Annotated in this window: 13 protein-coding genes, 1 tRNA gene and 2 pseudogenes; 5 read left to right on the top strand and 11 right to left on the bottom strand. The window is 45.6% G+C overall.

Going from position 1 to position 18,439, the window contains the following annotated elements:
- Positions 1-169: 169 nt before the first annotated feature.
- From RS889_RS02755 to RS889_RS02735, 5 genes are all read right to left on the bottom strand, one after another.
- Positions 170-3,103: a glutamate synthase-related protein gene (locus tag RS889_RS02755; protein ID WP_315709215.1), complete on the bottom strand. Its 2,934-nt coding sequence runs from the start codon at positions 3,101-3,103 to the stop codon at positions 170-172.
- Positions 3,104-3,238: 135 nt separating this feature from the next.
- Positions 3,239-3,850, bottom strand: coding sequence for a LysE family translocator (locus tag RS889_RS02750; RefSeq protein ID WP_315709214.1), 612 nt, complete (start codon positions 3,848-3,850; stop codon positions 3,239-3,241).
- Positions 3,851-3,950: 100 nt separating this feature from the next.
- Entirely contained in the window at positions 3,951-4,667 is a 717-nt protein-coding gene (locus RS889_RS02745) for a methyltransferase domain-containing protein (protein ID WP_315709213.1), read from the bottom strand.
- 14 nt (positions 4,668-4,681) lie between these two features.
- Positions 4,682-5,521, bottom strand: a complete 840-nt coding sequence (locus tag RS889_RS02740; protein ID WP_315709212.1) for a class I SAM-dependent methyltransferase — start codon at positions 5,519-5,521, stop codon at positions 4,682-4,684.
- A gap of 58 nt (positions 5,522-5,579) precedes the next feature.
- On the bottom strand, positions 5,580-6,956 hold the full coding sequence (locus RS889_RS02735) for an aminotransferase class V-fold PLP-dependent enzyme (protein WP_315709211.1): 1,377 nt from the start codon (positions 6,954-6,956) through the stop codon (positions 5,580-5,582).
- A gap of 401 nt (positions 6,957-7,357) precedes the next feature.
- Here RS889_RS02735 and RS889_RS02730 point away from each other — a divergent pair.
- Positions 7,358-7,456: pseudogene (locus RS889_RS02730) on the top strand (IS1 family transposase); the annotation flags it as partial.
- A 1,018-nt stretch (positions 7,457-8,474) separates the two neighbouring features.
- Here the strand turns inward: RS889_RS02730 and RS889_RS02720 are convergent.
- Positions 8,475-8,550 (bottom strand) — tRNA-Gly (locus RS889_RS02720).
- Between the two features lie 287 nt (positions 8,551-8,837).
- Between RS889_RS02720 and RS889_RS02715 the strand changes: the two are divergent.
- The 3 genes and pseudogenes from RS889_RS02715 (at position 8,838) to RS889_RS02705 (ending at position 11,099) form a co-directional block, all read left to right on the top strand.
- Positions 8,838-9,591 (top strand): annotated as a pseudogene (locus RS889_RS02715) (IS5 family transposase).
- Between the two features lie 5 nt (positions 9,592-9,596).
- Entirely contained in the window at positions 9,597-9,824 is a 228-nt protein-coding gene (locus RS889_RS02710) for a hypothetical protein (protein ID WP_315709210.1), read from the top strand.
- Between the two features lie 468 nt (positions 9,825-10,292).
- Positions 10,293-11,099 carry a hypothetical protein gene (locus RS889_RS02705; RefSeq protein WP_315709209.1) on the top strand — a complete coding sequence of 269 codons (807 nt, stop codon included), beginning with the start codon at positions 10,293-10,295 and terminating at the stop codon, positions 11,097-11,099.
- Between the two features lie 105 nt (positions 11,100-11,204).
- On the opposite strand, the gene RS889_RS02700 is transcribed toward RS889_RS02705, so the two are convergent.
- From RS889_RS02700 to RS889_RS02680, 5 genes are all read right to left on the bottom strand, one after another.
- A complete protein-coding gene (locus tag RS889_RS02700) occupies positions 11,205-11,630 on the bottom strand; it encodes an organic hydroperoxide resistance protein (protein WP_315709208.1) in 426 nt (141 codons plus the stop codon).
- Between the two features lie 105 nt (positions 11,631-11,735).
- Positions 11,736-12,209 carry a MarR family winged helix-turn-helix transcriptional regulator gene (locus RS889_RS02695; protein WP_021017270.1) on the bottom strand — a complete coding sequence of 158 codons (474 nt, stop codon included), beginning with the start codon at positions 12,207-12,209 and terminating at the stop codon, positions 11,736-11,738.
- A gap of 116 nt (positions 12,210-12,325) precedes the next feature.
- A complete protein-coding gene (gene abgT, locus RS889_RS02690) occupies positions 12,326-13,852 on the bottom strand; it encodes a p-aminobenzoyl-glutamate transporter (RefSeq protein WP_315709207.1) in 1,527 nt (508 codons plus the stop codon).
- A gap of 404 nt (positions 13,853-14,256) precedes the next feature.
- Positions 14,257-15,708: a M20 family metallopeptidase gene (locus tag RS889_RS02685; protein WP_315709206.1), complete on the bottom strand. Its 1,452-nt coding sequence runs from the start codon at positions 15,706-15,708 to the stop codon at positions 14,257-14,259.
- A gap of 1 nt (position 15,709) precedes the next feature.
- The gene (locus RS889_RS02680) at positions 15,710-17,020 is read right to left on the bottom strand and encodes a M20 family metallo-hydrolase (RefSeq protein WP_315710888.1); all 1,311 of its coding nucleotides are present in this window, start codon (positions 17,018-17,020) and stop codon (positions 15,710-15,712) included.
- 478 nt (positions 17,021-17,498) lie between these two features.
- Between RS889_RS02680 and RS889_RS02675 the strand changes: the two genes are divergently transcribed.
- Positions 17,499-18,395, top strand: coding sequence for a LysR family transcriptional regulator (locus RS889_RS02675; RefSeq protein WP_315709205.1), 897 nt, complete (start codon positions 17,499-17,501; stop codon positions 18,393-18,395).
- Positions 18,396-18,439 lie beyond the last annotated feature (44 nt).

The raw sequence follows: 18,439 nt of genomic DNA, 5'->3' as shown, positions 1-18,439 counted from the left end.
ATATTTTACAGCGTTGACATGCCGGGGAAGCCCTTATAGTACGTTTCCTTACGGTTGGGCTTCAGCCATCCTGACCAGTAAACCGAGTGAAAGGGCTACTTCTCTGGAATGTCACCCTGTCCGTAAACTAAATTTTACCCTACACCCTTCTCAAGGCGCTTACGGTCGGTCAGTGACGAAGATGAGGAACTACCACCCAGAAATCAGCTCGGTGAGCATCAAAATCGGCCAGTATCGATGCGGCTAACGCAGACGAGATGTGTTGCGCAAAGGCTGCGATAAGCAATTGCAGCTTTTCCGTGTACTCATTACCTTCGGTCAACCGGAATGCAGTGACGAAATCGGTGTTAATCTTCTCCGGGAAAACGGAGGTCTTATCGTAAACAAAAGCAACGCCACCGGTCATACCCGCCCCAAAATTAACGCCAGTTCCCCCCAAAATAACAACATTTCCGCCCGTCATATATTCACACGCGTGATCGCCAACATTTTCCACGACGGCATCAGCGCCGGAATTACGCACTGAAAAACGGTTGCCAACCGGGCTGTTGGTAAACAACATGCCACCCGTTGCGCCATAAAGACAAGAGTTGCCCTCTGTTTCTCTGGCGTTACTGGATTGAGACCCCTGCGCCGAAACGATAATTTTTCCTCCACTCATCCCTACGCCGACATAATGACCTAAGCCGCCGCGATTCATCACGGTCAGCCCAGGCAGAAGAAACGATGCAAGATACTTATTATTTGCCATAGAAATATTAAAGGTAATGGACGAATTCGTAAGCCCCCGATCGCCATAGCGTCGGGCGATATCTCCGCACAGGAAGGTGATAAATCCGGAATTAACTTCATCAGCAGACAATACAACGTTCGCCGTGGTTATTTCCCCTGCTATTGCCCGGAACACCTCTGGATGAGCCTCAATTTCCGTAGAAAAATCAACCAGTGCTGGCTCAGTGATTTGTGGCCCGGCAACCCCAGGCTCATGACACGATACAAACTGGTGTGTGACCTTTTTATCTGCCGGAAGGAGCAATTCGGTTTTCCCAATAACATCAGAGATGGCATGGTGACCAAGTTGCGAAAGTATTTTGCGGACATCCTGAGCTAACGCTAAAAAATAATTTTTAACACCCTCAGGGGTGCCGGAAAAATTCAGACGGGATTTTTCGTTCTGGGTCGCAATTCCCACGCTACAGGAATTTTTATTGCATGTCCGGCACATCTTACATCCCATCGCAATGAGCGCCATAGTGCCAAAAGAAAACGCATCCGCTCCCATCATTGCGGCTTTAACAACATCGGTGCCATTTTTCAAACCGCCATCAACCTCAAGGATGGTTTTATTTCTTACTCCGGCTAACACCAGTTCGCGGTGCACTTCTGCAAGACTAAACTCAAAAGGCAGACCGGCAAAACGTATCGACCCAGCGGGCGCGGCGCCTGTTCCGCCATCTCCTCCTGAGAGGACTATTTTATCAGCCCCTGCCTGCACGATGGCAAGAGCGATTTTGCCGATCCCAGATGTTGATGCGATTTTTACCGAGATCAGCGCACCAGGATTAATGCACCGTAAATTGGCAATAAAGTCCTTTAGATCCTGATGAGTGGCAATGTCATGGTGAGAGGGAGGAGAGATTAATGTTACGCCCGTCTTGGTATAACGTAATTGGGCAATAATGTCGGTAACTTTGACACCTGGCAATTGCGCGCCTTCACCAGGTTTTGCGCCCTGAGATATTTTTATCTGTAGCTCCTGAGCGGAAACTAAATACTCCGGGGTCACACCAAATCGGCCAGCGGCGACTTGCTTAATTTTGGAGTTATCATTGCGGTAGTATCTTCTCTTATCCTCGCCACCTTCGCCTGAATTACTTTTACAACCCAATTCATTCATTGCAATAGCTAGGCACTGATGCGCCTCCAGAGAAATTGCGCCTAATGACATCCCTGCGCTAGAGAAGCGGCTCAGAATCGCCGCTTGCGACTCCACCTCTTCAAGCGGCAAGGCATGTGCGCCATTGATAAAGGTGAAAAAATCACGTAGATAGAGTTTACTATTTCCAGCTATACCCTGGCTAAAATCGTCATAATCACTGAGCGCGGCAGATTTAGATAACCGATGTATAGCCTGTATGACTTTGCGCGGATAATTTTGATCACGTGAAAAAACCTCATCACTGATAAATGCTTCTCTGGTGCTTAAAGCCAATTCGACATCGCGATATCCCACATATTGCAGTAGCTGGATGGCCCCGGTAAAACAGTCAGCAAAGAGCTCATCATCAGGGCCAAGCAAATCGAAAAACCGTGAATTTCGATAATCAGACAATGAGGTCATGGCCGATTTGGCAATGATTTTCAGCAGACCACTGTTGAGTGATTTTATTGCATTACTTTCTATCTTAGCCGGATCGAAGTCCGGGCCAGTAAATCGTTGTTCAATAAGCTCATACAAACCATGAGGATAAATTAATGTCGCGCCAAAACCAATCAGGCATGCTGCCGAATGCGCATCAAAAACTTCACGGGTTGCGCAGATAATGCAAACTTTGTCATATACGTTATGTTGCATTAACTGGTTTGTCAGACAACCGACCAGCATGATCATCGGGATGGTGCGGGAAATATCGTCGGCTTCATCCAGTATAATTACGCGGGTATGTCTATCGAGGACATCAGCGAGGATGACTGCAACCAGTGATAACAAATCATCGCGTAGACTATGGTTAAAAGCGCATAAGTAGTGCTTAGTCAATAAAGCGGCGCTGTCCTTATCGGTTACTTTTTCAAAATGTGAAAACACCGATCGTGTCAACACCGGGGTGGACATAACCGGGAAAGCGGATGCTATGTAACGCAAATTCGTCGTCATATCCAGCAATATGCCTTCACGCAAATGATCAATAGGGTTAGCAGTAACTTGTGGGATTCTTTGCTTAAAATAATCGGTAAAAAAATAGTAATAACGGGAAAAAGCGGTCACGGGTAAGGGGTCACCCGTAGATGAAACGGCTTCTTTACCCTCGACTATCAGCGGCTGAATGATAGTTTTCAACACCTCGGATGGATAATAAGAATATGTTTTTTTTATCGGTATCATGCTCGGCCCCATTTAGTTTAAAAATATAATTTCATCTACACCGTTGCTATTTCAATGACACTCAAAAGATGATTTTAGGCGGAGCTTTCATTCTGTCTGCAATCTTTATTAATGTGTTATTGAGATTAAACACCGTCATTTAATGAATGTAGGGACGATTGAGGCCACGAGTAGCACCGCCATAGTGGTATTAAAACGTGTAATGCCTTTATCACTTTTGACTAACTTCTGTAGCACCGAACCGGCTATTGCCCATGAGTTTGCAGAAATCACTACCGTTGAGAAAAAGATCAACGAAATAATAATAACTTGCATAGAAGAATTCGAAGATGAGGTGACATAAACGGATGTTGCCGTTATTATCTTGATCCAATTCTTAACATTAACCCATTGAAAAAAAACGATCTTATAAAAGCCTAATGGTTTGGAATTCGGATCGTTTTCTTTCAATTTTGGTTTTGATTTAGCGATATGCCACGCCAACCACAGCAAATAAAACGTTCCGGCGACTTTTAATATCTTGAAAAGATGCGGGATATTCTGAAAGAGCTCTCCGAGTCCTAAACCGACAAAAACAGTCATAAGGGGGAAACCTAATACCACACCCAAAATATGCGGAAGCGTTTTTCTATAACCGAATGTAAGGCCTGATGACATCAGCATGATATTATTTGGGCCTGGCGTCATTGACGTAGAAAATGAAAATATGAAAAGAGACAATAAAAGTGAAAATGGAAAAACTTGCATACCACCCTTCCTGATTTCAATAATTGGATAATTAATTTTAATAACATACGTATAGATTAACTTTATAACAATGGTATCAGTAAACCCGACTGCGGTTTATCTATTTGATAGCCATAAAACCTTCAAAACAGATATATTTCATTATTGAAATGATATCGGTAAACCCGGCTCTCTTCAGTAACCCTAGATTACCCTCCGTAGAAAATGGATTTAAAACACCTTTCAGGCTTTGCATTTTTCCAATAATTTCGGCACTGGAAAATCCATTTTTTATCTTAAAGTCAGTATAAAGAGTCGCGCAGATATCTTGGAATCGGGCATCTGGCGCGCGAACTTTCTCAAACATCAACAAAGCGCCGCCCCAGTTCAGGCTGTCGTACAGCTTAGTAATTAGTTGCTGGCGCAATTTTTCAGGTAAAAACTGAATGGTATAATATGATATAATGAAGTCAGATTTTTCGAACTCATAGTTAGCGACATCGGCAAGATGCAATTCAATATTATTCACATCCTGGCAATACTGTCTGGCTTCTTTAATCATCGACTCTTCCATATCAATACCAACCCATTTGATATTAGGTTTCGCATTGTTATATTGAGCGAGTTTTTTGATCAATTGCCCGGTAGATGACCCTATTTCATAACATGTACTATCATTCTTACAAAAGAAATCACTGAGTAAACATATCAACTCATGTCCATCATCATACAACGGGACTGAACTTCTGATATGTTCAACGAAGTGTTTCGGAACATCTCCACCGAAATTCCAGTTAGCATTCGATTTCTTTATTTCGTTACCAACACTTAAATCCATGAGATATCCCCTCCCTACTTTTCGCTAGCTAAGATTATGTATCCCGGCCCTAACCTTCGTGATAAGGTTACATTCAGATATTTTTTCAGAGTCTCAAACAGTTCATTATGTTGGCGATAGAATTCAATTCCATGAAAAGGTGGATAGCAGTGATCCTCTTCGAAAACCATCATTGGCACTGTCTGAGTTTTATCAATTAGATCTGCGTAATAAAACATGCCCTGAGGTTTTAAAATCCGCGAAATTTCTTTAAATAAAAGCTCGATATTCTCGACATGGTGTCCAACCATCGTACACTCGACAATATCGATAACATTATCATCAATAGGTAATGTTGTCGTTGACGATAGCAGATTCAAATCAACCACGCGTGTTTTAATACCAGGTAATCTTTCTTTGGCTGATGCCATATAACTTTCATGCAAATCCAAGCCAATCAACACATCGCTTCCCGTGAGGTTTAAACTAGCGCAATATCGCGCAGCCGTTTGTCCATCACCAATGCCAATCGAAGCAATAGATACCGAACTCTGGTTGACTTTTCGCCGTGCGATTTCTTGCTGAATTTCCTCAACCACACGATGCTTTCCGTATCTCTTTTGATCATTGGATACGGAGAAGTCATGATGAGCAGTAAAATCCAAAGTTTGTTCAACAGATTGCTGTTGCCTGTTTTTTTCTAAGTCACACGTATATTTTATATACAAAGCCATTTCTGCCATGGGCAAAATAGTATCGATATCGATATATTCACCTCTGAGCTCATTCATTTTTATCCAGGGTGATAAATTAACATTATAATTAATATAAACATCCCTGACGTTATTAATAAAATCTATTGTTTTTTGCAACATAGAAGAAATCCTAATTAGTCATAATATCTCTGTACACCTCAGTCAAGCACTGATATTTTTAAACTTCATACAGTTCAGCTAAAAATCCTGGATTACTCGAATTAACAGAATTGGATATTTTTTCAATCGCTTCAATAAACCGCTCGATATCTCGCTGATCATTACACAAAGAAATTGACGCCCTGATAAATCCAGGTACTGAATTTTCAATACCTGCCTTGACATTAGAAATAATTTCCGACTCATCATGGATGCATAACAATTTTCTTACGACGTTATAAACACAAAAACTGCCAGCCCGAACGCCAATACCGAATTCATCGTTAAGCCGGTTTGCAACATCTAATTCTTTTATACCTTTAATGTTGAATGGAATTACCGTACTGAGGTGTTTTTCACTCACATACACTTCGACATTAGCCATTTCCTTCAATGCATTGAATGCCATTAGCGCCAGTTTTTTCTCGTATTGTTCAATATAATCAAGACCTAACTCTTGTATTTTCTCAATGGCACTTGCCATTGCTATCGCACCAACGGCATTCGGCGTTCCTGGATCATGGGCCATTTGATTCTGGTAACGCAAAAACTCGCCATCAGCGGTGATATAGGGTAAATTTCCTCCGCCGATTTCATAGGAAATAAACTGATCGAAAAAGGATTTTGGCCCGACCAGAAAACCACCGCCGTAAGGGGCGTAAAATTTATGACCACTCGCAGCCAGAAAATCAATACCCATATCCTGCATGTCAATTTTATGGTGTTGAATAAATTGACACGCGTCAACGACAAAGAATGCGCCATGCTGATGAACAATTTCACCGATAGCCTTGATGTCCGGACAATACCCAGTGGCATTGGAAGAGGCGGTAAGAATAAAAACTTTTATATTATTATTAGCAAAAACTTTTTTTACTGAACTTAAATCAAATTCGAAAAAATCATTCACTTCGTATTGGAGTACTTGCTCTCTTCCCAGTTTTTGGATCTCATCATTGCACGATTTAAGTTCACTTAAAACAACCTGTCTGGCACCGAGCTTTTTAATTCCCTCAGCCTTGACCCACGGCAACCATGAAGAGCTATGTTCAATGCCGGAAACTGCAACCTTACCCTGCAAAAAGGAAAAAAAGTAAGCGGCGGCATTCATTGCACCGGTAGTGTTACCCGTATAAAGCACATAATAATCTGAACTGGCATTAACAAATTTCTTGATGACATCACGGCTTATTTCGTATTGATCTGTAGATATTTTTGACTTTTCTCCAGCACCTCGATGTACCGAACCATAAATATTTAAATAACGATTTACTTTTTCCTGAACTGAACGAAATGGAGGCGTTGTCGCTGCATTATCAAGATTAATATATTTTACTTTTTCACCAGAACTGACAGTCACACAATAATTTTGTATATCATTTGAAAATAAAGGCATGTTCTGTTTACCCCAACAAGTAATATTTGATGTATTTCTTTGTAATAAACAACAGAAGACACACTTCCTGTTAGGAAGTTTTGGGAAATTAACGAAAGAAAAATATGGCGGTCAAAAGAAATTATATTTCATTTTAAAATTCATTTTATTTGTAAATTTTCATTATGAATACACCCACATAAAAAGTAAGTCAAAGTTACAAATGTAATTAAATGTAACATAAGATATTCATATGATATTTATTTTATTGAGTTTTATATTTTAATTACCTTGATATTAATTAGTTTAATAGTAATTAGTGTAGAATAAAAGATGAATTGCCCAGCACTATTTCCTTTGACCGTATATCCTAAATTAAATAGATAAATTTAATGTATAATGCCTTCTTTTGAGATCCTCACATAGTCGGCGTTAACGTTCATTGTCCCCATTATCAGTCTGCTCAGATCTATCGCCATAGTCAGGACCCTAAAGACCATGGCAGATTTCGCTACCGTGAGACGTTGTTGAATAAATCATTTTATGAGGCACGGCTTCGCCAGTAATGATCCTACCTACGAATAGTGGACACACTGTTAAGCGAGTAAAATTGTTATCAAGGTGAACCATGACGCAAGCAAAATCTGTGAAGAAGACATCCCGTAATCAATATACCCGGAGTTTCGCCAGCAGGCTCTGATACTCGCCGACAGTATCGGCGTGGCAAAGCCGCCCGTGATCTCGGCCAGCACGACTATCAGCTCTGCGCCTGGCGCGGTAAACAATGCCAGAAAAGTACGGTTTCCAAACGTGAACAACAATAGGCCACGGAAATTCCCCGCCTCAAACACCAGCTCGCGGAACGGGATGAGAATCTGGCTATCCTCTAGAAGGCGGCTACCTGCTTCGCGAAACGCCTGAAATGAAGTACGGGTTTATGCAATAGTATCAGGCGAATTTTCCGGTGAAAAGCCTGGCCCGGGTGCTGTAGCGGCGGGTATGCGTAGCTGAAACACCGACAAAAAATTTCATCTCGACAACGGTTCCACCAGCAGTGTGATGAACGGGTAGCGCAAGCCTTATCGGGATCTGTATGCTCGGGGGGTTGATGCCTTTGGCCAGCAATGCCCGGGCCGCATCGCGAAGACCAGCCTCCGGGTAAGTTCCCAGCGACATACGCTTTTGTTTACCAGCCCAGTAATAACGATAGTGCTATGTTTTACCCTCGGTCGGGGAGACCTCAAGGAAAAGGCCGTCAATGTCGCCGATGGTGTAAGCCTTGCTGGTTACCTTGGCATTCCAGGCGGCCATATCTGAGAGTGCCATAATCCAGCGTCTGAACCATGAGTCAGGACCAGATGCTGCCTCGTTGTCAGCAACAATCCGGAAAGCGCCTTACCCGTATTCATGGACTTAAAAATGGACTTAAAAGTCCCGGATGTTGGCGGTTTTCAGGGGAAGTCGTCGGAACGGAAAAGGGCCTTTCGGCCCTTTTTTCAATAGGTTGCAGACTTCAGTGGAACTCTGCGAAACCTGAATTGGAGCGGGAAACGAGACTCGAACTCGCGACCCCGACCTTGGCAAGGTCGTGCTCTACCAACTGAGCTATTCCCGCATGACTAATTGTGTTCTCAAACGACTTACAAGCATTTAACTCTTTGATTAAAAAGGCTTTAACACTTTAAGGCGTTTGGAATGGGCGCAATTATGGACTGATTTAATATATATGGCAAGCCATTTTTTACCATCGTCCTGCGAAACCTACGATTGCTCAAAAGAAGAGCACTCATTAAAGTAATAATGCTTTATCTAGGGCCTGTTGATCTTTCGAGGCGAATTATTGAGCGGCATGGCGAATTGATATAATCACTTTCGCCAAAAAACAATCCACACCAAATCACCATGCCTCGAATAATGCTAACAGATGAATACGGGTTAAAGCTATCCAGACTCCTGCTTGAAACCGGACGTGTCTATAACAAACCGGAACACCGTATGACAACTTGAAGGCATTTTGTACAGAATGCGTGTCGGTTGTCCGTGGCGCGATATCCCCCGCGCTTTTGGCGACTGGAACACGATTTACCGTCGTTTTAATCTTTGGTCGAAAAAAGGTGTTCTTCTTCAATTATTCACGGCATTGAAGCAATCACCTGATTTTGAACGGGCATTTATTGACGGCAGCATTGTCAGCGCTCATCAGCACGCCACTGGGGCATTCACAGATGAGAGTGAATCGATTGGTAAAAGCCGTGGTGGAAATACAACAAAAATCCATTTAGTCGTGGACAGTTATGATTTACCTATTGATTTTCTGCTCACCGGCGGTGAGGTTCACGACAGCAGAGCGGCACCAGAATTGATAGCGCGTTTACCTGATGCCGATGTTGTTGTGGCGGATAAAGGTTACGACAGTGAACCCATCCGGGAGTTGGTCAGGAAAAAGAACGGTAAACCGGTGATCCCCAGAAAATCGAATTCAAAGATCGGTAATGCCGATATCGATTGGTGTATATATCAATATCGGCATTGAGTCGAGAATGCGTTTGCTTGACTGAAACAGTATCGCGCCATCGCAACGCGATATGACAAATTAGCACGAAACTATGCCAGCACATTGGCACTGGCCTGTTACATGATGTGGTTGCCGATGTGAAATGCATGAAATTTAATCAGCAAAGATCAACAGGCCCTAACCATTCTTCAAGGCGAAAGTTGCGCCACGCCATAGTAGGAACGCCAGACTCAGGTAAAAGTACCTTGTTCAATATCTTCGGCTTACTCGATGAACCTTCATCTGGCATGTTCAGCTTTCATGGCATCAATGTTATTGGCCAGGCTATCCCGCTGAATATAAAAATCAATTTAATGGGATACCCATCATATTAATTTTCATGCTTAGTATTACCAAGCAACATAATCACTTTTGCTTATATTTGCTCTAGTTCAAAAAAAATTGTAACAAACACCATAATTTCGTTAATAAGCATTAAATAGCTGGTATACTTCGTCGTTATAGCGTCTTGGACGCATGTTTTATTACTATTAGTGACTCATAGTAATTATATTAATTTTATGGTGAAATTAATGAAAGATCCTGAAAGCAAGAATAATCATACATAAAGTATTTTATAAGCCACTGTCATTCCTGAGGCTATTCTATTTAAATCGCCCGGTTTATTTATTCATCTGTCTTATTATTTTCTATAAATGTTATCTGTATATTGGAAAAATAAAAGTTAACCAAATTTATACCCAATAGGTCTCGAGCTGTAGAGAAGCGGCAATTGAGTGCCGTCCAGGAGCTTACTTTAGTAAGCGGCCTAAGGAATTGAAGGTAGACAACGTACTTGCAACTTGAAAGATGACGGGTATATAAGGGCCATTATGTTCAGTACAAAAAATGTCAATCTACTTATTATAGACACAGCCTCTATCAATGAAATAAAAAATGTAGGTCAGACACCTTCGATATCGACTACCGAACCATCAATATCTTCTGGGGCGAGTATCTCTATTAATGGCTTTCATCTCTCACCCATATTAATCCATCAGTTAAATGAGGCATCAGTGCGTGCGGATGCCAGAGATGCTGGCCTGAGCCACAACGGATTGAAGCAAGAAGCCAATAAATCGCTCAATCAGATAACCGGTATGTTGTACTACTACAATCAGAAAAAATATGATGCGGAAACACCCAATACGACAGACCCAGACTTACTGAGCCGCGCTAAACAGGCGACTGATTTCATTAATGGGAAAGACAGTAATCCGTTTAAAGGACTCTCTTACACCCAACTTTCTTTAATCACTTATGATAACAGTGGCACCTTTACCATGAATGAACGCCGTGCCGCCTGGAGTGAAGCTTATGATCAAGAGCAGGCATGGCGGAAAACGATAGTAACCCAAGCCCGTCAAGAATATAACAACACCGGCAAACAGACCCATTTTTTGCAAGCCCTGCTTGATAACTACCATTCACTTCCGACCATTGAACAGGTGCAATATCCGGTAGGTTATGAAGCGGAGCTACAAACCAGAATTAACCAGGGCTCTTCTGACTTCTCCAGAGAAAGCCTGTTTAATTTCCCCAGCCTGCTTGAAATGATGATTGCAACCATGGAAGGCAAACTCGCCAACGACGTTGACCTTGTTGAGTAAGAAATACCTTTTGTCACCCAGTCGATAACCGGACAGGGACCAGACTAATGCTACCAGCGTTATAGCGGGTAATAATGTCATTTACCCGCACTGGTACACATCACATTAAATGATACTAAGCGCCACATCGATGTTGCCACGGGTCGCGTTGGAGTATGGGCAGACAATATGTGCCTTCTGCACCAGATCTTCCGCTACAGCCCGATCCAGCCCCGGCAGTGAAATCTTCAGTTCCACTTCAATACCAAACCCGGTGGGAATGGCGCCAATACCGACATTCCCACTGATAGCGGTTTCCGCTGGCAACGCGACTTTTTCACGAGCGGATACAAACTTCAATGCCCCCAGGAAGCAAGCGGAATAACCTGCCGCAAACAGCTGTTCAGGGTTTGTCCCTTCACCGCCGGCTCCGCCCAGCTCACGCGGGGTGGTCAGCTTCACATCAAGCTGGTTATCAGAAGAAACTGCGCGACCATCACGACCACCAGTCGCCTGGGCATGAGCAACGTACAATACTTTTTCAATAGACATAATAGACTCCAGATATTTAGGTTAAACCATGCGCTGCTTTTTAAATAGTGAAATATTAAATCGTGTACTATGCAATTAACGAAAAAAAACCTTCTTGCCCTCCTGTCAGATATGCTTGATCAGGTTGGTACGTAACACTTCCAAATCTTTTTTGATGGACTGTAACTGCTCAATATCACACTCTGCGGCACAAAATACCCCTTCAGGCACAGCGTAGGCTTTTTGTTGTAATTCCCGCCCCGCCACTGTCAGGTTAATCAGCACCTGGCGCTCATCCTCAGTACCACGATTACGAACGACTAGCCCGGCGCTTTGCAGGCGTTTAAGTAACGGCGTCAATGTGGCTGAATCCAAATACAGACGTTCGCCCAGCTCAGAGACCGTTATACCATCACGTTCCCACAGCACTAGCATCACCAGATATTGTGGATAGGTCAGATTCAGCGCGGACAACAGACGGCGATAGATTTTGTTCATCGCCAAGTTAGCTGAATACAACGCAAAACACAGTTGACCATCCAGTCGGTAAGTACTGTCGTTCATGGGGTGTTGTAAGGTATCGCTATCTTTTCTGTTCATGTCGCAAATTTACATCGCTTAAAATTAAATAGCAAACGATTTAATATGATTTTTTTTATTCCGAAACACCACAGCGGGAACACGAGGCCCCCGCCATCAGAAAAAGGTAACGCAACTTATTGCAAATGCGGATAAATACCCGGACCAATCGGTAGTCCCAGCAGATACCACACCACCAACAGTAACAGCCAGACCAGGAAAAATACAATCGGAAAGGGAAGTATCAAGGCATAGTAGGTCCCCAGTTTGGCATTCTTGTTGTAACGTTGCAAGAAACCCAAAAATAGTGGCACAAACGGTGATACCGGTGCTAACGGAATGACTGAGGAATCGGCGACACGAAACACAATCTGGGCAAATGCCGGGTGAAAACCTAGCAACATAAACATTGGCACGAATATCGGTGCCAAAATCGACCAGATAGCCGAACCGCTGGCGATAAACATACACAATAGTGCCGATAGGAAAATCAGGCCGACAAACGCCGGGATTCCGGTCATCCCCAATGCTTCCAGCAAATCCGTCAGGCCAATCGCCATAAATTTGCCCATATTGCTCCAGTTGAAGAAGGCGACAAACTGTGACAGCGGGAACACCATCACAATAAATCCAGCCATGCCTTTCATTGGATCAATCATTAGTTGCGGCAAGTCATTCTGGGATTTGATCTGCCCGGTAACAACACCATACGGAATGGAAACCGCAAAGAAGAACAGAATAATCAGTGGCACAATACCTTTGATAAAAGGGGATGGCATCACCGTATGGTGCACCGGGTCACGCAACGGCCCCCATTGCGGCACCACCAACAAGGCGACAATAATCAGAAAAATCAGTGCGGCAATACCACTGGCTTTTAATCCCCGGTGCTGTTCTGGCGTCAGTTGGTGCAGACTTTCGTTACGTTCTCCCTGATACGGCGGCAAACGAGGCTCGACAAACTTATCCGTTATCAATGCACCCACCACGGTCAGCACCACAACCGAAGCAGCCATAAAAAACCAGTTATCGATAACACTGACATGGACTGCTGGATTAATGGCTTTAGCCGCCTCGGTACTAAGCCCGGAGAGCAGGACATCGGTTGTCACAATCAGCAGATTGGCTGTAAAGCCGGAACCGACGCCAGCAATGGCCGCCAGTAATCCGGCAATCGGGTTTCGTCCCACCGCCAGAAAAATCAACGCACCTAACGGTGGCATGACCACTAACGCCGCATCAGAGGATATATGGCTGAAAAAAGCGATAAACAACACCATATAGCTGGCATAGCGGGCACTCACTCGTGATGCCATTTTATACATCAGCGCTTGCAGCAGACCGACTCGCTCCGCCAGCCCCGCCCCTAACACCAATGCCAGAATCGCACCCAGCGGGGTAAAACCACTGAAGTTTTTAATAACGTTCGGTAAAATCCATTGCAGTCCTTGCACACTAAGCAGATTTTTTACCTGAACGGTTTCCCCATTGGCCGGATTGGTAGCGGTAATTCCCAGCCAGGAAAAAATGGCGCTGGCGAACATTAATATCACGATTAAATAAACAAACAGCAGGAACGGATTGGGAATTTTATTTCCCACCCGCTCAACCCACTGAAGAAATCCCCCCGGCTGAGACTGATTGTTTTCTGCTTCAATGCTCATTCAGTATTTACCTCGAAATGCGATAAGTTATATTTATGGAATAAAGTGTCTTGTTAGTGTCGGCACCTATTTTTATTATGTTTTCCCTGAGAGAAATAAACGCGAGAACGAGCGTAATGCTTGCCAATTAATAAACCGAGCTACACGAGAAACCACCACGTTCGGCGTCCTTCCTGGAACCAGCCGTGGTACTCCCCTGAAAACAGGCTTAAGTGAACAGCATCAGAGAGCGAACTCGCTTATACCCGATAGATTTCGAGGTGCGGGAAAGCGGCAACCGGGTAAATCCTCTGGCGCTCACGCCCATAAATGGCTGGGGTGAACGAGGGCAGCCGACGTACCTGCAACATGAAAAATAGCGGGTATATTTCTTATTCTTTAATCCTTACCAATAAATAATATTTTCAACCTTTTAACGCAGACGGCGTTATTTCTGCCGGGATAGGGCAACGATAAGGAATATCCTGCCGCTGTTGCTGCAATTCCTGCTGGCATTGCCGTAATAACTCACTGTCGGTAAATAATGTCAGCGCGGTGGCGGACATTATTTTGGCGGCCAGAAACATGCCTTTATGGGCAATAGAGGTCCGCCCTTGTGACACTGTCTGCCAGGTATGCAGCGGTGTTCCCACCACAAAACAGGGGCTGAAACATTGCGCCGTCGGCACCAGCCAGCTCACGTCGCCCACATCGGTAGAACCGGAAAGCAATTCACGACTGGGTGCATAGGGCGCTACGCAGTCGGTCAGCACTTTCCCGGACAGTGATCGACAGAATGCCGTGCCTGCTTCCCCGCCGGTACGTGCCATATTCGCCATATTGCTGGCGATATCTTCACGACTGAACGTGCGATACATTTCCTGTGCGAAAATACGCTCCTGAGCGTCATATTCCGGCACACCAAACGCCTGCACAAAACCGTACATCGCCTGCTCCAGAGTGCGATTAGGCACATAGTTGGAACAGGCTTTGCCGAAACGGACCGTCAATGTGGTTTCCGTCATCAGCGCCGCGCCCTGAGCAATTTTCACCACCCGTTCGTAAATGGCTTGCGCGTCATCCATCTGCGGAGCGCGAATCAGATACAACACCTCGGCATCGGCCTGCACAACGTTGGGCGATGAGCCCCCCGCGTTGGTCACCGCATAATGTAAACGGGCTTCTGGAATGATATGTTCGCGCAGAAAATTGGCACCGGTATTCATCAGCGTTACCGCATCCAGTGCACTGCGTCCCAGATGTGGCGCGCTGGCGGCATGGGCGGCAATACCTTTGAAACTGAATGCGACCTGAATATTGGCCAGCGTCTGATTGCAGAACATGCCGCTGAACGTTTCGGGATGCCATGTCAGCGCCGCATCCACATCATCAAAAACACCATCACGGGCCATGAAGGTCTTACCTGAACCGCCCTCCTCTCCGGGACAGCCGTAAAAGCGTATCGTGCCAGATTGCGGATGCTGTTCCAGCCAGGCTTTTATCGCCAACACGCCGCCTAACGCCGCGGTTCCCAGCAGATTGTGGCCGCAGCCATGACCATTGGCGCCGTCTTCCACCGCCGACTGGAACGTGCAACCCGCCTGCTGGCTTAACCCCGCCAGTGCGTCAAACTCCCCCAGCAAGGCTACTACCGGTTTTCCATTGCCAACGCTGGCGACAAATGCCGTGTCAATCCCTGCAATACCGCGTTCAACCTGAAAACCTTCAGCTTCGAGCACCCCCGCCAACAACCCCGCTGAATAATTCTCTACAAACCGGGTCTCAGGGTGATCCCAAATATCATCGGCGATAGCGACCAACTGTGATTGTCGCAGACCTATCGTGTCATTGATAAAATCAACCAGTGTTTGTTTCATGCTATGCCTTGAACGTTTTGATATTCAGCGCTAATGCTGCCAGGGTTTTCACCGCGACCGGAATAACGCTTTCGTCAAAATCGAATTTTTCATTGTGATGACCCGCGCTCAGTTCGGTGCCGAAAATAGCGTAGGACGCCAAACCGCCGTGCGCCTTCACCCGCTCCATCAGATAAGTGGCATCCTCGGAACCGGCAGCACCATCCTGGCGATCGACAATATGTGTAAGTTCCGCAATCCCCTCGGCCTGACGGTGGATATAGGTCACCCATTCCTGACTGGGTTTACTGGATTGTGCCGCCCCCATCAGTGCCACATCGACTTCCACGCCATGCATGGCAGCCGCGCCATGAATAACCTGCAACGCCTGCTGATAGATAAATTCATTCACCTGATTGGTGGCACCGCGGGTTTCCACTTTCATTATGGCGTGGGAAGCGATGACATTACGCCCGGTTCCCGCCTGCAACACCCCAACGTTAACGCGGGAGATGCCGCCACTGTGACGGGGAATAGCGTGTAGTCCCAAGGTGGCCTGCGCCGCCGCCAGCAAGGCATTACGCCCCTCTTCAGGCTTACCGCCAGCATGAGAAGCCACACCACGGTAGGTGACATCCATTTTGGTAGTGGCCATGAATGTGTCATTGCCACACACAAGGTGTCCGACGGGCACGCCGATGCCGATATGGATAGCCGTAAAATAGTCGACATCATCCACAATGCCCGACTCGGCCATTGATTTGCCGCCGCGAGTTCCCTCTTCCGCTGGCTGAAATAACAGTTTGATGGTGCCACATAGCTGGTCACGCATGGCCATCAACACCTGTGCCAGCCCTAGCCCGATGGTGGTATGTCCATCATGGCCGCAGGCGTGCATCATACCGATGTTGCAAGAGGCGAACCCCTCACGGAACGGACGGTGCTCGCCATCCAGTTGCTCATTCAGATCCAGCGCATCCATATCTACGCGGAACCCCATCACTGGCCCTGGCCGACCAGTTTCCAACACGGCCATGATGCCGGTGAAGCCACCGGAGAAATGCGCTATCCATTGTGGTAATGCGCCTTGTTCTATCGCTCGTTGTTCCTGCTCCTTCAATACTTGCTCTGAAGGCAGCCCCATACGGGCTTCAGCCTTAATCACGTCGCGGCCAAGTTTCAGGGTATAACCGAGTCGATGCAGTTCTTCCGCCACCAACGTGGCGGTTCGAAACTCCAGCCAACCAGATTCTGCATATTTATGCAGATCACGACGTTGCCGTGTTAAATAAGGGACTAATTCATTAACGCGTTGTGATAACTCTGAATACATAGCGGTTCTCTCAGTTTTCATCTGGCTACCCATGTGAAGTAGCAGGAAATAAGTATTGGGAATGGCCGAACGTTAAAAAATGGCGGCATGAGGCGTGGATACTGAAATCCTGGATATCCGGTCAAGGAGAAAGAAAATAAATGCAGAAACTGACGATAGATAAAAAACATAAATTCTCTCTTTGAAACAGAAACAAACCCGGCCACCAGCGGAATAAAGCCTTGGCTGGCAGAAAATTATTACATTCCATGTGCAGGTGTCTTACACCAGCAGCAGGAGGAAATAACGTTCATGACGCGTCGATCGTTGCCGTTTCAAAAAGGGATCAGGATTGTCCTGTCCGGGAGCCTGCCGTCTGCTGACGATCGGGATAAATCACTATCCGGCTCCTGTGTTTTTTTCAATGTACACAAACCAACCGGTACATATAAGATACGAATATCTTTTTAGTGATAGATTTTAGTTATCAGGAAATATCATGGCGTCGCAGGTCAAACTGAATCAGCTACGTACCTTTGTTGAGGTGGCTCGACACGGCAGTATTCGGGCGGCATCGCGGTTACTGGGTATTTCACAACCGGCGCTGACCAAGTCGATTCAGGAATTGGAAGAGTGTCTCAGGGCAAGATTGTTCCTGCGCCACCGTCAGGGTATGTCGCTAACTGACTGCGGGGAAGCCTATTTCCGCCACGCCAGCCTGATTATGGAAGAGTTGCGGGTCGCTCATGAGGATATTCAACAACGGTTGGGGCAAGCCAGTGGCCGGGTAAGTATTGGGGTGGGTGCCAGTATTGCTCATACCGTAATGCCAGAGATTATCACCCGTTTTCACCGGCTTTATCCGCTGGTAAAGATTCGTGTGATGGAAGGACATCTGGTGTCTATGCTGCATGAGCTTCGTCAGGGTGAAATTGATTTCACGATCAACACCTATTCCGAAGCCCCTTTTGATAACGAATTGTTATACGAAAAACTGATGGAAAAGGAATATTGCGTGGTGGCCCGTCGCGGGCATCCGATGCAGCACGCCCGCACATTGGATGCATTGCGAGACTGCGAATGGACCATGCCAACCCCCAGAGGAAGCTATTACAAGCAATTGTTCGATATGTTCAACAGTCTGGAAACGCCGCCGCACATCAGCATGATCTGCGAAACCCTGATGTCCAGTGTCAGTATGGTCACCAAAAGTGATTTTCTCAGTGTTCTGTCGCGGGATGTGGCGCAAGCCCCAATACTGGGTGAACGGCTGGTGGTACTGGAGCTGGAACAACCCTTGCCGAAAGCCACGTTTTATCTGATACAGCGCAAAGACACCATGCTATCGCCGATGAGTGTGCAGTTAGCCCGGCTCTTTCGCCAATATTGCCGCTGAGCATCCAGGTGGTTTTTTCTGTCTCCGATGATATTCACGACAAC

It is taken from the genome of Brenneria uluponensis, from assembly GCF_032395385.1.
GTDB classification, from domain to species: domain Bacteria; phylum Pseudomonadota; class Gammaproteobacteria; order Enterobacterales; family Enterobacteriaceae; genus Prodigiosinella; species Prodigiosinella aquatilis.
The sequence above is the reverse complement of the archived record's forward strand: the minus strand, read 5'-3'. Positions and strand labels throughout refer to the sequence as shown.

What these genes read in the sequence shown, in the direction of transcription:
- RS889_RS02755 (WP_315709215.1), bottom strand. Translation starts at nt 3,103, where the DNA reads ATGATACCGATAAAAAAAACATATTCTTATTATCCATCCGAGGTGTTG.
- RS889_RS02750 (WP_315709214.1), bottom strand. Translation starts at nt 3,850, where the DNA reads ATGCAAGTTTTTCCATTTTCACTTTTATTGTCTCTTTTCATATTTTCA.
- RS889_RS02745 (WP_315709213.1), bottom strand. Translation starts at nt 4,667, where the DNA reads ATGGATTTAAGTGTTGGTAACGAAATAAAGAAATCGAATGCTAACTGG.
- RS889_RS02740 (WP_315709212.1), bottom strand. Translation starts at nt 5,521, where the DNA reads ATGTTGCAAAAAACAATAGATTTTATTAATAACGTCAGGGATGTTTAT.
- RS889_RS02735 (WP_315709211.1), bottom strand. Translation starts at nt 6,956, where the DNA reads ATGCCTTTATTTTCAAATGATATACAAAATTATTGTGTGACTGTCAGT.
- RS889_RS02710 (WP_315709210.1), top strand. Translation starts at nt 9,597, where the DNA reads ATGAAATTTAATCAGCAAAGATCAACAGGCCCTAACCATTCTTCAAGG.
- RS889_RS02700 (WP_315709208.1), bottom strand. Translation starts at nt 11,630, where the DNA reads ATGTCTATTGAAAAAGTATTGTACGTTGCTCATGCCCAGGCGACTGGT.
- RS889_RS02695 (WP_021017270.1), bottom strand. Translation starts at nt 12,209, where the DNA reads ATGAACAGAAAAGATAGCGATACCTTACAACACCCCATGAACGACAGT.
- abgT (WP_315709207.1), bottom strand. Translation starts at nt 13,852, where the DNA reads ATGAGCATTGAAGCAGAAAACAATCAGTCTCAGCCGGGGGGATTTCTT.
- RS889_RS02685 (WP_315709206.1), bottom strand. Translation starts at nt 15,708, where the DNA reads ATGAAACAAACACTGGTTGATTTTATCAATGACACGATAGGTCTGCGA.
- RS889_RS02680 (WP_315710888.1), bottom strand. Translation starts at nt 17,020, where the DNA reads ATGTATTCAGAGTTATCACAACGCGTTAATGAATTAGTCCCTTATTTA.
- RS889_RS02675 (WP_315709205.1), top strand. Translation starts at nt 17,499, where the DNA reads ATGGCGTCGCAGGTCAAACTGAATCAGCTACGTACCTTTGTTGAGGTG.